The sequence below is a fragment of the Pseudomonas sp. RIT288 genome (genome assembly GCF_000631985.1).
Taxonomy (GTDB): Bacteria; Pseudomonadota; Gammaproteobacteria; order Pseudomonadales; family Pseudomonadaceae; genus Aquipseudomonas.
In genome coordinates, this window is sequence record NZ_JFYN01000034.1 from 244980 (window position 1) to 259735 (window position 14756).

The 14756-nt window shown below is 61.8% G+C and carries 13 protein-coding genes; all 13 read right to left on the reverse strand.

Annotated elements, in window-relative coordinates:
• Positions 1–7: 7 nt before the first annotated feature.
• The 13 genes from BW33_RS19900 to waaF all read right to left on the reverse strand — a co-directional run bounded on the left by BW33_RS19900 (position 8) and on the right by waaF (position 14293).
• Entirely contained in the window at positions 8–1162 is a 1155-nt protein-coding gene (locus tag BW33_RS19900; RefSeq protein WP_047600749.1) for a glycosyltransferase family 4 protein, read from the reverse strand.
• A complete protein-coding gene (locus BW33_RS19905; RefSeq protein ID WP_047601081.1) occupies positions 1159–2595 on the reverse strand; it encodes a PIG-L deacetylase family protein in 1437 nt (478 codons plus the stop codon). The genes BW33_RS19900 and BW33_RS19905 overlap by 4 nt, the downstream gene beginning before the upstream one ends.
• Before the next feature lie 8 nt (positions 2596–2603).
• A complete protein-coding gene (locus BW33_RS19910; RefSeq protein ID WP_047600750.1) occupies positions 2604–3500 on the reverse strand; it encodes an antimicrobial resistance protein Mig-14 in 897 nt (298 codons plus the stop codon).
• Positions 3500–4630, reverse strand: a complete 1131-nt coding sequence (locus BW33_RS19915; protein ID WP_027611372.1) for a glycosyltransferase — start codon at positions 4628–4630, stop codon at positions 3500–3502. Before BW33_RS19915 ends, BW33_RS19910 begins: the two co-directional genes overlap by 1 nt.
• Positions 4614–6371: a carbamoyltransferase family protein gene (locus BW33_RS19920; protein WP_007967355.1), complete on the reverse strand. Its 1758-nt coding sequence runs from the start codon at positions 6369–6371 to the stop codon at positions 4614–4616. The genes BW33_RS19915 and BW33_RS19920 overlap by 17 nt, the downstream gene beginning before the upstream one ends.
• 413 nt (positions 6372–6784) lie before the next feature.
• Positions 6785–7120 carry a YceK/YidQ family lipoprotein gene (locus BW33_RS19925; RefSeq protein ID WP_047600752.1) on the reverse strand — a complete coding sequence of 112 codons (336 nt, stop codon included), beginning with the start codon at positions 7118–7120 and terminating at the stop codon, positions 6785–6787.
• A gap of 213 nt (positions 7121–7333) precedes the next feature.
• Positions 7334–8785, reverse strand: coding sequence for a lipopolysaccharide kinase InaA family protein (locus BW33_RS19930; RefSeq protein ID WP_047600753.1), 1452 nt, complete (start codon positions 8783–8785; stop codon positions 7334–7336).
• Positions 8785–9537 carry a lipopolysaccharide kinase InaA family protein gene (locus BW33_RS19935; protein WP_047600754.1) on the reverse strand — a complete coding sequence of 251 codons (753 nt, stop codon included), beginning with the start codon at positions 9535–9537 and terminating at the stop codon, positions 8785–8787. Before BW33_RS19935 ends, BW33_RS19930 begins: the two co-directional genes overlap by 1 nt.
• Positions 9534–10268 carry a lipopolysaccharide kinase InaA family protein gene (locus BW33_RS19940; RefSeq protein ID WP_047600755.1) on the reverse strand — a complete coding sequence of 245 codons (735 nt, stop codon included), beginning with the start codon at positions 10266–10268 and terminating at the stop codon, positions 9534–9536. The genes BW33_RS19935 and BW33_RS19940 overlap by 4 nt, the downstream gene beginning before the upstream one ends.
• Positions 10268–11074, reverse strand: a complete 807-nt coding sequence (gene rfaP, locus BW33_RS19945; RefSeq protein ID WP_047600756.1) for a lipopolysaccharide core heptose(I) kinase RfaP — start codon at positions 11072–11074, stop codon at positions 10268–10270. Before rfaP ends, BW33_RS19940 begins: the two co-directional genes overlap by 1 nt.
• On the reverse strand, positions 11075–12196 hold the full coding sequence (locus tag BW33_RS19950; RefSeq protein WP_047600757.1) for a glycosyltransferase family 4 protein: 1122 nt from the start codon (positions 12194–12196) through the stop codon (positions 11075–11077).
• Positions 12196–13257: a lipopolysaccharide heptosyltransferase I gene (gene waaC / locus BW33_RS19955; RefSeq protein ID WP_047600759.1), complete on the reverse strand. Its 1062-nt coding sequence runs from the start codon at positions 13255–13257 to the stop codon at positions 12196–12198. Before waaC ends, BW33_RS19950 begins: the two co-directional genes overlap by 1 nt.
• 1 nt (position 13258) lies before the next feature.
• Positions 13259–14293 carry a lipopolysaccharide heptosyltransferase II gene (waaF, locus tag BW33_RS19960; protein WP_047600760.1) on the reverse strand — a complete coding sequence of 345 codons (1035 nt, stop codon included), beginning with the start codon at positions 14291–14293 and terminating at the stop codon, positions 13259–13261.
• Positions 14294–14756 lie beyond the last annotated feature (463 nt).

Below are 14756 nucleotides of genomic sequence, written 5' to 3' on the forward strand. Positions count from 1 at the left end.
TCTTCGCTCACGGCTGCTCCTTGCGGGCCTGTTCCAGGCCGGAGTCGATCAGGTCCAGGTATTCCTGACGGAACACCTCGATGTCGTGCTGTTCCTGCAGATAACGATAGGCCTGCTCGCCCTTGTCCTTGAGTTCGTCGTCCGACAGCGCGAGATAGTTATCCAGCGCGGCGACCAGACTCGGCACGTCCTTGGGCGTGATCGCCAAACCGCCGGCACCTTCGATCAGCGGCAACATCGCCGGCACGTTCGAAGCGATCACCGGCAGGTGTCCGCTCATGCCTTCGAGCAACGCCAGGCCCAGGCCTTCGGCCAGCGACGGCATGGTCCAGATGTCGAACGCACGTACGTACTGCAGAGCGTTTTCCTTGAAACCCAGCAGGTGCGCACGACCGCTCAGGCCCAGTTGCTCGATCTCGGCCGCCAGCGGCGCTTGCAGGCGTCCGGCACCAATGATTGCCAGTTGAGTGTTCGGGTATTTGTCTTTCAGCGCGGCAAAGGCTTGCAGCAGATAGGTGTGGCCCTTGACCGACACCAGGCGCCCCAGCGCGCCAATCAAGCGCACATTCGGGTCGAGGCCCAACAACTCGCGAGCCTTTTCGCGGCTGTGCTGCAAGCCCTCGGCCTGCTCGATGTCGATGGCATTGGTAATGGCGTAGGTGTTCTGGTCGGTGAAGCCGCAATCGCAATCGAGCAGGTACTGTTTGACCGCTGGTGACACGCCGACGAAGCGCCAGTGCCGATCGATCAGACGCTGGGTCTGACGACGTCGGTAGAAGCGATCGTACTCACCGAAACCGTGGGAGATGCCAATGCACAGCGGCACCTTCAACCAGCGGTTGAGCGCCAACATCATGTTCACTGGTTTGAAGCGGTTGCAGATCACCACGTCGAACTTTTCCCGGCGGCAAAACTTGTACAGCTGCCACATCGCCCGCAGGCGCATGCCCTTGAGCGACTTGTCGGAAAACTCGAAGTACACCGAGTGATCGGCCCGGCTCACCGGCTCGCCCGGCCCCGGTTTGCCGCGCAGGAAAGCCGCGGTGAGCTCATAGCGATCGCTCGGCAATGCCTTGACGATCTGTTCGGCGAGGTCGGCAAAGTCATGGGCTTTGACGTTGTAGTCGGGTTGCAGCTGCAACACCTTGAACCGTTGACTCATGACTCTCCCCGCTGAACGCCTGTCTCACCGTGCTTGAGTAGCCAGAACAACTCCTGGCGCCTGACCGCTTTTCGAAAAAATTCGTTTTCGCCGTACACCGACGCGGCCCGCCCGGCGAGCACGCGCTGGATAACCCGGCGCAGGCGACGCTTGAACGGTGCCGACGGCTGCAGGTCATGCATCATGCCCAGCGCCATGGCCTTGTCACGTTGCAACTCGATGGACAGCGGCAGGCACAGCGGCTGCATCGGCACCGCCGGATCGAAGGCCGGCGGCAAGGCAATGCCCTGCCCGGTGTTGCCCATCGGCCAGCGGTCATTGTCATGCAAATGGTTGGCATAACCGAGCAACGTCGGCTGCCAGTCGAGACCCTGGAGCGCCTGCAAAACCGCTTGCTGGGCGCAGATATGATCGGGATGCGGATCGAGGGTCGGGTGCGGCAGCACGATCACCTCTGGACGGGCGCGCAGCAGCACTTCGCGCAGGTCGGCCAGCAGGTTGTTCCAGGTCGGTGCGCCATCGGCATCGCCCGGCAGGGTGAACGGATTCAACTGGCGAAACAGTCGCGTGTCGTTCAGATCCGCTTCGCGCGAGCCCACCACCTGATTCGGTGCGGTCTGCATCGCTGCCAGTTGCAGGCAGAAGTAGCCGAGCTGCACGCAGTGTTCTTGCGGCACACCGGCCCAACGCGGCACGGCGAGGCTGTCCCAGGCACGCAGACGGCCTTTGAGCCGCGCGGCCTCGACCTTGCTCATGCCCATCTGTTGATAGTGTTCGGCTTCGATCTCACCCGCAGTCAGGGTGACGATCCAGGCGTCATCGGCCTGGCTGTACAAGCCATACGCCGCCAGCTCGGCATCGTCGGCGTGCGGGGCGATCACCATCACCCGCTGTCGGCGGTAGTCCGGCTGCTCCAGCGCCCACAACACCGGCTCGCCGGACACCCGGCAGAAGCGCCCGCGCAAGCGCAACTGACCTTGCGCCAAGGCTTGCGCCTGACCGCTGAGGTTCAGGTAACGCAGGCCATTGACCCCGCGCTCGAAGGTTTGCGCATCAGGATTCGCCCCGCCGACCAGCTCGACGCGCGGATCAAGGAAACGTCCCAGCCAGGTGCTTTTGACCTTTACCGCGAGGATCAACGTCGCTTCGTCGACCAGCATCACGCCTTCATCCAGGCGCAGTTGCTCGCCGCTCAAATGCACCTTGGGTTGCGGCGTAAACGGCGGAAAGCTGTACTGGTAATCGTCTTTCGGCGAATAGAACAGGTGATCGGCAAACCACGCCTCGTGGGCGATCCAGCCAACCACCGCGAACACCAGCGGCAACCACCACGCGACCAGCACACCGAGCGCGATCAACACGCTCAGGGCGATCAGCAAGGTGAGGCGTTTATTGCGACGATGACGCTTGAGCAGTTGCTGTTTGCGGCTCATGGGCTGACTCATACGGTGAACACCGGCACAGGATTGCACCAGCGATCCTTGTATTCACGGTCGGCGCGACCGAAGGAAAACCGCAGTGGCTTGTCCAGTGCTCGCGCATGCTCCCAGGCGCTTTGCGTATTGAGAAAGCTCAACACGCTGCCAGGGCTGAACTCGCGGGTTTCGGGATCGACACCGCCGTTGATGTACTCGACGCTGATCCACTCCGGCGCTTCGACGCGGTACACCAGTTGAATGGCGATTGGCGCGTCGCTGAGGAAGATCACCGAGCCGATCAGCAGTTCACGCAGCAGCTCGATGACTTCGGCCATGCGCGCCGCGCCTGTAGCCGGGAAGCCCCAGCGGCGCTGGAACAGATCACAGTAGATCGCCGCCAGTTCGGCGCTGGAGAACTCGCCGACCGCACGTACCACACCGCCCGCCTCTTCCAGCAGACGCAGCTCACGGCGTTGGTTGTAGCGAAACTTCTTCGACAGTTCTTCGGGCGTGCGGGCCATGGCCAGTTGTTCGGTCTGCAACTTGAGACCGCTGAAGCGGTTTTCGTTGAGCGCCGAGAGATAGCGTGCGCGATGGCGCAACGGCGCCTGGGCATCGACGGCGGCCGGCAGGATCAGCTCGGCATTGCCGAGGTCGAACAGGCCTTTCTTGCCGTTGCGCTTGAGCACGTCCTTGGACAGGGCCAGGTCGCGACCCCAGGTCGGGATCGCCGCTTTGACTTCACCGTCCTGCTCCCACGCCAGATAGCGCACCGGGATGCCAGCCAGATCAGCCAGACGCTCGACCACCAAAGGATGCGTCGCGACGCTGCCGCCAAAACGCTGCCAGGCGGTGGCATAGGTGGAGGCGTCAACGGGCGACCAGCCACGTTCGCGCCAGCCTTGAAATCGGTTGAGCATCAGCCCCTCGGTGCCAGATCGGTAACTTGCGGCAGACGCCAGAAGGTGTCGCGCACCGCACGGTCGGAGAAACGCTCACGCAGGCGATCGAGCATCAGCTCGGCGCACTGACGGCGTTGCTGATCATCCATACCCGCCAAATGTTGCAGACCTTGTGCAAGGTGCTCGGCATCGCCCAGCGGGAACAGAATCCCCACGCCCTCGACCACTTCCTTGGCCCCGCCACACGCAGTGGCCAGCAACGGCACACCGGCGGCCATGGCTTCGAGCAGCACCATGCCGAACGGTTCGTGATCGGAGCTCAGGGCAAACACATCGAAGGCGCGGAAGTAATTGCGCGCGTCCGGTACCTGACCGAGAAACAGCACCCGGTCACCGATGCCCAGTTCGCGCGCCAGCTCCTTGAGGTCCTGTTCCAGACGGCCCTTGCCGAGAATCACCAGCTGACTGTTGCCCGGCAGACCGGGTAACGCCGCGGCGAAACCGTGCAGCAGGGTGGCCTGATCCTTGTCCGGGTGCAGCCGTCCGACGTTGCCGACAATGAACGCATCCGCCGCCAGACCGAGGGTCTCGCGGGCTTCGCGGGCCGACACCTGACTGGCCTGCAAGGCCGGCACATCGATGCGGTTGTACAAGGTCTGGATGCGGGTCGACGGCCATTTCGGCAGGCAGCGCCGCATGTCGTCGCGCACGGCATCGGAGACGCCGAGCAGGCTCAGGCGCTTGCGGAAAATGTGCGCGAACAGCTTGCGCGTGCCGCGTTTGTAATCGTCAAACGCGTGATGCACGCCAATCACCGGCAGCGAAGTACCGAGCAAGGCGATGTAGATCGGCTTGAAGCGATGGGCGATGCAGAAACTGAAATTGCGTGATGCGGCAATCTTGCGCAGATCGCCGATGGCGCCCAGCTTCAGGCCACGAATGGCCTTGGAGCTGTACTCCATGAACAACACTTCATCGGAAGCACACGCTGCGGCCACCTCGCTATCGGCGGCCCCGGTCAGAAAGACCGTGGTCACCCGATAACCGGTGCCCGCGAACAGGCTGGCGTACTGCCGTGCGCAGTCGAGGAACGGCCCGTCATAGCCGTGACAGAACTGCAGCACATGGCGTTCAGCCGAGCGAGTCATAAGCGTTTGCGCCCTCTTTGACCACCAGAATGTCTTCCATGATCAGGTACTGCAGATCGGAGCCGAAGAACATGTTCAGGGCGTCGGTCGGCGAGCAGATCATCGGCTCACCACGACGGTTCAGCGAAGTGTTCAGCGACACGCCGTTGCCGGTAAGGTTTTCCAGCGCCTTCATCATGTCGTAGTAGCGCGGGTTGTATTCGCGCTTGAGCACCTGGGCCCGGGAGGTACCGTCTTCGTGGACGACTTCCGGCACGCGGGTCTTCCACTCTTCCGCCACTTCGAAAGTAAAGGTCATGAACGGCGCCGGGTGATCGATCTTGATCATCTGCGGTGCAACGGTGTCGAGCATCGACGGGCAGAAAGGCCTCCAGCGCTCGCGGAACTTGATCTGGTGGTTGATGCGGTCAGCCACACCGGCCACGCTCGGGCAACCGATGATCGAACGTCCACCGAGCGCACGCGGACCGAACTCCATGCGGCCCTGGAACCAGGCCACCGGGTTGCCATCGACCATGATTTTGGCGATCTGCTCCGGCATGTTGTCGAGCTTGCGCCAGGTCGGCTTGTTCTCGTGACGGGCGCACGCGGCGATCACGTCTTCGTTGCTGTACGACGGGCCGAGGTAGACGTGTTCCATCTTCTCGACCGGCACGCCACGGGCGTGGGACACATAGGCCGCTGCGCCGACCGCGGTGCCGGCATCGCCGGACGCCGGTTGCACGAACAGTTCCTTGATGTCATCGCGGGCGATGATTTTCTGGTTCAGCTTGACGTTCAACGCGCAGCCACCGGCGAAGGCCAGCTTGCCGGTTTCCTTGAGCACATCGCCCAGGTAGTAGTCGATCATCTGCAGCGCCAGTTTCTCGAACAGCGCTTGCATGCTCGCGGCGTAGTGGATGTACGGTTCGTCGGCGATATCGCCTTCACGCTTCGGCCCCAGCCATTCGATCAGCTTCGGCGAGAAGTAGAAGCCTTTGCCCTTCTCTTTGTAGCGACGCAGGCCGATCACGTTGGCGTAGTCGGTGTTGATCACCAGTTCGCCGTTCTCGAACGAGGCCAGACGCGAGAAATCGTATTTGCTGGCGTCGCCGTACGGCGCCATGCCCATGACCTTGAACTCGCCGTCGAGCATCTCGAAACCGAGGAACTCGGTGATCGCGCCGTACAGGCCGCCGAGGGAGTCCGGATCGAAGAATTCCTTGATCTTGTGGATCTTGCCGTTTTCGCCGTAACCGAAGAAGGTCGTGGCGTACTCGCCCTTGCCGTCGATGCCGAGGATCGCGGTTTTCTCTTTGAAACCCGAGCAGTGGTAGGCGCTGGAGGCGTGAGCGAGGTGGTGCTCGACCGGCTCGATCTTGATCTTCTTCGGATCAAAACCCAGTTGCTCCAGGCACCAGACGATCTTGTTGCGATAGCGCTTGTAGCGACGGTTGCCCATCAGGATCGCATCGAGGGCACGGTCCGGGGCGTACCAGTAGCGCTTGGCGTAGTGCCAGCGAGCCTTGCCGAACAGGCTGATCGGCGCGAACGGAATCGCCACCACGTCAACGTCGGACGGCTTGATACCGGCCTGTTCCAGGCAGAACTTCGCCGATTCGTAGGGCATGCGGTTCTTTGCATGCTTATCGCGGACGAAGCGCTCCTCTTCAGCCGCCGCCACCAGCTTGCCGTCGATGTACAAGGCGGCTGAAGGGTCATGGCTAAGGGCGCCGGACAGGCCAAGAATCGTCAATGCCACAGGGTCTAGCCTCTTTAGTCTGCATTCAGGCGCGATGCGCCTTGAAAATTGATGTGCCCTCGCACCGGGCGAGAGACAGCTAAAGGGCGGGATTATAGCGTAAAAGCGCTGACAAGCCTCTAGCGGAACTGGCCAGCGTTCGCGTTGCACTCCCGAGCCTCTCAACATAGACTTCCGTGCAAATGGACTGGGGGATCCCGGTCGGCGCTAATGCCTCGGTGAGATCACCGGGGCTTTTCGCTTTCTGGGGGAGGGAAAACCTTCAACCCCCAGTTCTCGAAACTTACTCCCCAACATCATTTCGTCCTCCACTCCAATAGAGAGATGAAGCTCAGCACATCAAAGTCTGGATGCAAAAAAACTGAGAGCGCTTTACTTGCTCTGGGTTTCAAACAGAGAAAATTGCAAAACAGTTACCCGCGATCTGTTCGCCAATAGATGCCGATATTGCCATCCACGACCTGTTGATAAATCGTATACGGCAACACCACCGTGTCCAGCACCCCGGACAATGGCAGGTCCAGCAGCACGAACGGCAGCAGCACGCCGGTAGGGTCAGGTGGGGCATTCAGTACGCAGAAATCGAACGCCAGACCGCTGTAGATCCGTGGAATCGATTGGCAGTAGGTCTTCTGTTTGCGCATGTCGCGGGCGACGTCAGCGTCCATTTGCAATACCGAGGCGGCGGTGCCGCAGCCGGATAAAAGCCATGCGCAGGTGCTGAGTGTTACGGCGTTTTTGATGCTCAAGGTTTGCCCTCCGAAGTGGTCAGGGCAAGCTAGCATCGGGACTGGAGCGGGCACAGTTCATGGCTTCTGGAGAAGCTGTAGGACAAGTCAGTGGAGTTTGTCCGCTATTGCTCAACGGGAGATTTATGGGGCTTTAAAGCCCTATCGCGAGCAGGCTCACTCCTACAGTGGAATGCATTCCCCTGTAGGAGCCAGCCTGCTGGCGAAGGCGGCTCAGGACGCGCTGGAGATGTCCTTGGGCAACCGCTGATCGATCACTTGATACAGCGCGCTGCTCTCGGGCCAGTTGCGCATGAACCGTGCCCGATCCCGCGCATAGGCCGGTGCGAAACTTCCGACAGAACTGTGCTGACACATCGAATCCAGGTCGATCAGCGCCCAGCGATCTTCTTGCCAGAACAGGTTATGGCCCTTGAAGTCGCCATGGCTGATGCGCTCGGCAATCAATCGTGCAAACAATTGATCCAGCGCCAGCAATTCGGATTCCGGCGCCGCACCGCTTTCAACATATGGCGCAAAGCGCTCGATGATGTCCGGCCCCGGCAGGAACTCGGTCACCAGATAAGCACGGCTGCGCAGCCACAAAAAGCGCTTTTCCAGCACCGCCAGCGGTTTCGGCGTGGCGATGCCGAGGAACGCCAGGCGATTGCCTTCACGCCACGAGTGCCACGCGCGGCTCGGACGCCAGAAGCGCTTGAGCCAGTGCGCGAAGCCTTTGATGTTGTAGCGCTTGATCACCAACGTGCGCCCGGCCACTTCGACCTTGCCGACGCTCGCCGCGCCGCCGGTCTTGTACAGATGGCCCTGATCGAGCAGCGCATCGGCCTGATCCAGCACCGGCAGCATCGCCGCTTCTTCCTCGCGACGGATCGCCCGCAGGCCAAATGCACCGCGCTGCACACTGAACAACGTGCACTCGCGGCCCACCTTGATCAGATAATCCTTCAGGCGCCAGGCACGCACCTTGGCGATCTGCTTCTGCAGGGCTTCCAGCGGCAGCGCATGCTCGCTGTTGCTCAGCAGGTAATACACCAGCAATTCTTCGGTGAACGGCTCCAGTGACTTGGGCAACTGGGCGAAAAACACCCCGAGGTTTTCCAGCACTTTCTGCCGCGACAACGGCTGGCCAGCGGTCTCGGCGCAAATCCCGGCACCGTCGATCAGGTACAACTGACCGCCCTGGCGCAGCAGGTTGTCGAGGTGCAGATCTTCCTGCCACAGGCCTTTGCCATGCAGTTGGCCGATAGCGCCCAGCGCCTCGGCGAGTACCGCCGATTGCTCGTCCGCCAGCACCGGCAGCGATTCGACTTTCTGCCAGGCATCACCGAGGCTTTCGGCACCTTCGAGAAATTCGAACAACAGCCAGCCACCCTCGCCGTCCTGCAAACCATCAGCCAACAACAGCGGCGTGGTCAGGCCTTGTTCGGCGAGCAGTTTGACGCCCGCCAGTTCGCGCTGAAAATGCCGCGCAGCCTTGCTGCCCACCAGCAATTTGGCCAGCACCGGCCGCCCGCGCCAGACCCCGGCACCGACATAGCGCTGCCCCGGCAACACCCGCAACAGACTGAGCAACTGCAAATCCGCAGGGCCGGCCGCATCAGCGAGGCTGATCGTCAGCGGCAGACTCGGCGCACGTCCGGCGTTTTTCAGTTCGGACAAGCGCATCAACGGGTCTCCTTGCGACTGCGCCGTGCGGTCAGGCGCGTCACCCAACTGTCGACCAGCGAACTGTCGACTGGCTGATCGAGATAGGCCGCGAGCAACTCGCGCAATTGCGCCTCGCTCCATTCCGGCGCGCGACGCAGCAGCGGCTCCAGATCCTTGACCCGGTCGCGAATGAAGAACAGCAGTGGCCGGGTCTTTTCCAGGTCGATCAACTGCGCCTTATACGCGTCGCCATCAGCCTGCAAAAAGATGTGTTTCGGATAAAAGCAGCCGTGCACCTGACGCACGCCGTGCAGCTGGCGCGCCAGCTGTCCACAGGCCTTGAGAATGGCCGAGTGCTGCGCGGCGGTCAGCTCGGACCAGCGTTGCAACAGCGAATCAAGGTCGTCCCAGCCGTCGAGGGCCCGGGTCAGCAGGATCGCCTGGACATCGCCCTTGACCTTGCGCTCACCGAAGAACGCCGCTTGCAGCGCCGGGATCCCCAACTTGTTGTAGCGGCTGATATTGCGAAACTCGCGGGCGAAACTCGGCTCGCCGAACGGCGCATGCAGGGTACGGGTCAGGTAGTTGCTCTGGCGCTTGAGGTAATACGCCTGCCCATCCAGCTCCAGGCGAAACACGCTGCTCCAGCCACCGCCATCGGTGTTCGGTTCGTCCACGGCTTCGAGCTGTTTGGCCCAGAGCGCGTCGAAAGTGCCGAGGCCATGACGCTCAAGCAGCGCCCGGTCTTCAGCAGCCAGGAAATCAGTCATTCGCGTCCCTCGAAAAATCTCACCACGTGGCGAATCCGTTTCTTGTCGGCGGCATTGAGCCGATCACGTCCGCGGTATTGCAGATAGAAGCGCAGGCGCTGGGTGTTCGACAGGTGATATTTGGCCACCTTGTCGAGACAGGCCAGATCCTTGGTGATCCGGTATTTGAGCCAGAAGCCGCGCCAGAAATCGCCGTTCGGGCAGTCGATCAGAAACACCTGCGCCTGATCGTCGATCAGCAGGTTGCGCCATTTCAGATCGTTATGGGTAAAGCGGTGGTCGTGCATGGTTCGGGTGTAGCCGGCCAGTTGACGGCTGATGCCATCGACCCACAGCCGATCCTTGAGTTTCGGATCGTTGCGTTCGGCCAGCGCCGAGAGGTCTTCGGTGCGCGGCAGCTCGCGGGTGATCATGGCGCCACGAGCATAGGCCGCGCCACGTCGCTCCAGGCCCCAGGCCACCACTTCGGCAGTGGGAATACCCCACTTGGCGAAGCGCTTGAGGTTCTGCCACTCCATTTTTACCCGTGGCTTGCCCAAGTAACGGCGCAAGCCTTTGCCGGCGCCGACGTAGCGTTTGACGTAGTAATTCACGCCGTTGCGCTGCACGCGGATGACTTCGGACAGCGGGTCGCGGGTCAGGCGCTCGCCCTGCAGGGCAAACACCGCTTCGAGGCTGCCAAAATCTTCGGCCAGTTCGCTGTACTGCGGTTCAAGCGTCCAACCCGCCATCAGAGCGCATCCCCGTAACGCTGTTTGCGCGCATAAAGCTTGTTGGCCTTGCCTTCGAGCCAGCTCAGCAACGGTGCTTCTTCGGCGAGAATCTGCCGTAGCGGTTGCTGGAAGTAGCCCTTGAGGAAACGCAGCTTGTCGCGTCGGGTCAGGCCGATGTCCAGCGCCGAGAAATACAGCGCGGCCAGGTCCTTGTTGCGCCAGCGTTGAGTAATACGTGGGCGGGTCTGGGCGCGGTGCAGGTCGATCACCGAGAGCTTGAAATCTTCCGGGGTGATCGGCTTGTCGGTGTGCAGCAGAAAGTGGCAGATGTAGCAGTCGCGGTGGTTGACCCCGGCGCGGTGCATCATGCCGGTCATGCGCGCCACTTCAGCGATCAGCGCGCGCTTGAGCGCAGGCGCCGGCGGTTGCTTGACCCAATCGATGCTGAAGTCTTCGAGGCTGATGGTCGGCGCCAGCTCTTCGGTAACAATGAACGAATGTTGATCGGCCGGGTTGCTGCCCTTCTCACCGTAAGCCACGGCGGTCATGGTCGGCACGCCGACTTCCTGCAAACGCTGGATCGCCTTCCACTCCTGACCTGCGCCAAGCACCGGCAGCTTGGCGGTCAGCAGATTCTTGAAGATCTCGCCCCAGCCGATGCCCCGGTGGATCTTGACGAAAAAGCCGTTGCCGTCGACTTCCGTGCGCAGCGTGCGTCGAGCTTCCAGCTCGCGGTAGACCTCGCCCTGCAAGCCTTCGACTTCGGCGAACGGGTCGCGTCCGGCCCAAAGGCTCTTGAACGGTTCAGCCAGCATCAACTTCATTTAAGCGTGCTCCGCCAGAATCACATCGGCCGCGTGCTGCGGCATGCTGTAGAGGTCGGCCGTCTCGGCGAAGGCCAGACCATTGCGGCTCCAGGCCGCGCGTGCAGCGTCGTCATTCAACATGTCAGTCAGGTATTGCGTCAGTTGCGCCTGATCGAACGGTTCGTCCAGCACTCGCCCGGCGTCCGCCTCGGCGATGTAATGGGCGTAACCGCAGACCGCGCTGACCAGCACCGGCAACCCGGCGACCAGCGCCTCGAGCAGCACCGTACCGGTGTTTTCGTTGTACGCCGGGTGGATCAACAGGTCGGCGCCGAGCAGGAAACGCGGGATATCGCTGCGCCCCTTGAGGAACGTCACGTTGTCGCCCAGGCCCAAAGTCGCACTCTGCATCTGGAACAATTTGGGGTCATCCTGGCCGATTACAAACAGCCGGGTGCGTTTCTTCAGTTCGGCAGGCAGTGCGGCCAGCGCCTTGAGGCTGCGATCGACGCCCTTGGTCTTGAACCCGGAGCCGATCTGCACCAGCAGCAATTCGTCGTCCTTGAGGCTGAATTCGGCGCGGAAACCGGCGCGAATCTCGTCGGCATCCGCCGGCCGGCGACGGTCCTGGGCGATACCCGGCGGCAACAGGTGGAAGCGCTCCAGCGGCGTGTCGTAATGCTTGATGAACAGCGGCTGCTGCACTTCGGAAATCATCAGCACTTCGGTTTTCGCGTCCTTGGCAAACACCGCGCGCTCGTACTCGGCGAAGTGGCGATAGCGGCCCCAACGGCGGTACAGCGAATGGCGCAGGTTCTGCGCCTTGTCTTCGAAGCAGCCGTCGGCGGCGTAGTAGACGTCCAGACCCGGCATCTTGTTGAAGCCGATCAACCGGTCCACCGGACGCTTGGCCAGATCCGCTTCCATCCACGCCGTGAGCTTCTCGTTGCGCCGATGATTGAAGAACGCCTTGACCGGCGCCACCAGCACTTCGAAACCGGGCGGCACGTCGCCTTCCCAGATCAGCGTGTAGACGCGGATCTGATGGCCGCGCTTCTGGCATTCGAGGGCGATGCGCATGAAATCGCGCTGCAAACCACCGAACGGGAAATATTTGTACAGAACAAAAGCCAATTGCATCAGCGCAGCTCCTCAGCCATTAACAACGTGCTCAGTCGGCTGGCGACACGCTCGGGATTCACACGCGTGAAGCACAGGGGCTGCTCGCGTTTCAGGTCAAACTGACGGGCATCCTGCGCGGTCGGTTGGTAAGTGCATTTCTTTTGCAGGCAAGGGGCGCAGGGGAAATCACTGGCCATGTGAATCTGCACCTTGCCGTAGGCGCCGGTCAGGCCCGGGTTGGTCGGGCCGAACAGCGAAATTGTCGGTACATCCAGCGCGGCGGCAAGGTGACCGAGACCGGTGTCCACCGCGACGCAAGCCTGGGCGCCGGCCAGCACTTTGCCGACCCCGGCCAGATTCAGCTTCGGCAGCACTTCGGCGTGCTTGAAACCGGCGGCAATCCGTTCGGCACGGGCCTTCTCCAGCGGGTTGCCCCACGGCAGTTTGACCCCGACGCCCAGATAGCCGACGCGTTCGGTCAGCTCGCGCCAGTAGGCTTCCGGCCAATGCTTGGTGTCCCATGTGGTGCCGTGCAGGAACACCACGAAGGCGCTCTTGCGCGGCAATTCCACCAGACGCTCGACGTTGAGGCCGTAGTCGCCCAACCCTTTGGGCAGGTCATAACCGAGGGCGATGGCGAACAGCTGACGCACCCGTTCGACTGCATGTTGCCCGCGGGCCACCGCCAGTTTGCGGTCGTAGAAACGTGCGGCGATCGGCTCGCGCGCCGAGCCTTTGTCGAGACCGGCCACCGGGGCTTTGACGTAGCGCGTCAGCCAGGCACTTTTCAGCAGGCCCTGAGCGTCGATCACCAGATCGTATTTGCTGGCGCGCACGCTTTGCTTGAAGCGCTTCCACTCGCCGCTCTTGATGGTCTGCCAGAGGTTTTTGCGCCAGCGACGGATCGCCACCGGAATCACCTTGCCGACGGCCGGGTGCCAGGTCGGGATCTCGGCGAAGCCTTCTTCCACCACCCAGTCGAACTTGATCCCGGGGATGGCCCGGGCCGCGTCGGTCAGCGCCGGCAACGCGTGAATCACGTCGCCCAGCGATGAGGTCTTGATCAGCAATACCCGCAACTTAATGAACCTCGACCACGGAGCCCTGCAGTTTCTGCAAGGCATCGTTGACCGCGTCCGGCATCAGCTGGCGCAGGCAGTTGTAATGGCCGAAACGGCAGGTGCGATCGAAGCACGGACTGCAATCCAGACCCAACCGAACAATTTCGACGTGCTCGGCCAGCGGCGGGGTGAACCCCGGCGACGTCGAACCGTAGACCGCCACCAATGGACGGTTCAGCGCAGCAGCAACGTGCATCAGGCCGGAGTCGTTGGACACCACCGAATCGGCGCACGACAGCAGGTCGATGGCTTCGGCCAGCGAGGTGCCGCCGCTGAGGTTGACCGACTCTTCACGCAGGCCGGGAATCAGCCGCGCGCGGATGTCTTCGCCCACCGCGTGGTCGTTCTTCGAGCCGAACAACCACACCTGCCAGCCTTCGCGAATCCGCGCTTCGGCAACCCTGGCGTAATGCTCGGACGGCCAGCGCTTGGATTCGCCGAACTCGGCGCCGGGGCACAGAGCCAACACCGGTCGGTCGAGGGTCAGGCCAAATTTCGCCAGCGCCGCTTCGCGGGTCACCGGATCGATTTGCAGGCTCGGACGCGGATAAGGTTGCGGCAGCTCGGCGTTCGGCTCGTAAGCCAGGGCCATGAAGCGCTCGATCATCAACGGATAGCGTTCTTTATCCAGCGTGCGCACGTCGTTGAGCAGGCCGTAGCGGAATTCACCACGCCAGCCGGTGCGTTGTTTGATGCCGGCGAAAAACGGTACCAGCGCCGACTTCAGCGAGTTCGGCAGCAGGATCGCCTGATCGTACTGGCCGGCCAGGGACTTGCCGATTCGCCGACGCGTCGCCAGTTCCAGCGCGCCATGGCCGAGCGGAAAGCTCAAGGCCTTGCGCACTTCGGGCATGCGCTCAAGGATCGGCCGGCTCCACTCGGGGGCCAGCACGTCGATTTCGCATTGCGGGTGGCGCTGCTTGAGACACTGAAACAGTGTCTGCGCCATCACCATGTCACCGACCCAACTGGGCCCAACGATCAGAATATTCATGTGGTTTCCATAAACGAACCGGGGAGGCATTTACGCCTCCCCGCCTCGAGAATCACAGTGGGAGCGGCGCGGCTTGCGATGGGTCATTACCTTCAACATGACTGTCGACTGTCACTCCGCTATCGCGAGCAGGCTCGCTCCTACAGGGTTTTGCATCTGTTCACACATCTGCGACTCACCGCAGATCTATTGTAGGGGTGAGCCTGCTCGCGATGGGGTCGTTCATCCAACATTGCAGTCGTCTGATATTCCGCTATCGCGAGCAGGCTCGCGCCTACAGGGTTTTGCATCTGTTCACACATCTGCGACTCACCGCAGATCTATCGTAGGAGTGAGCCTGCTCGCGATGGGGTCGTTCATTCAACATTGCAGTCGTCTGATACTCCGCTATCGCGAGCAGGCTCGCTCCTACAGGGTCTTGCATTGACTCACACATCTGCGACTCACCGCAGATCTATCGTAG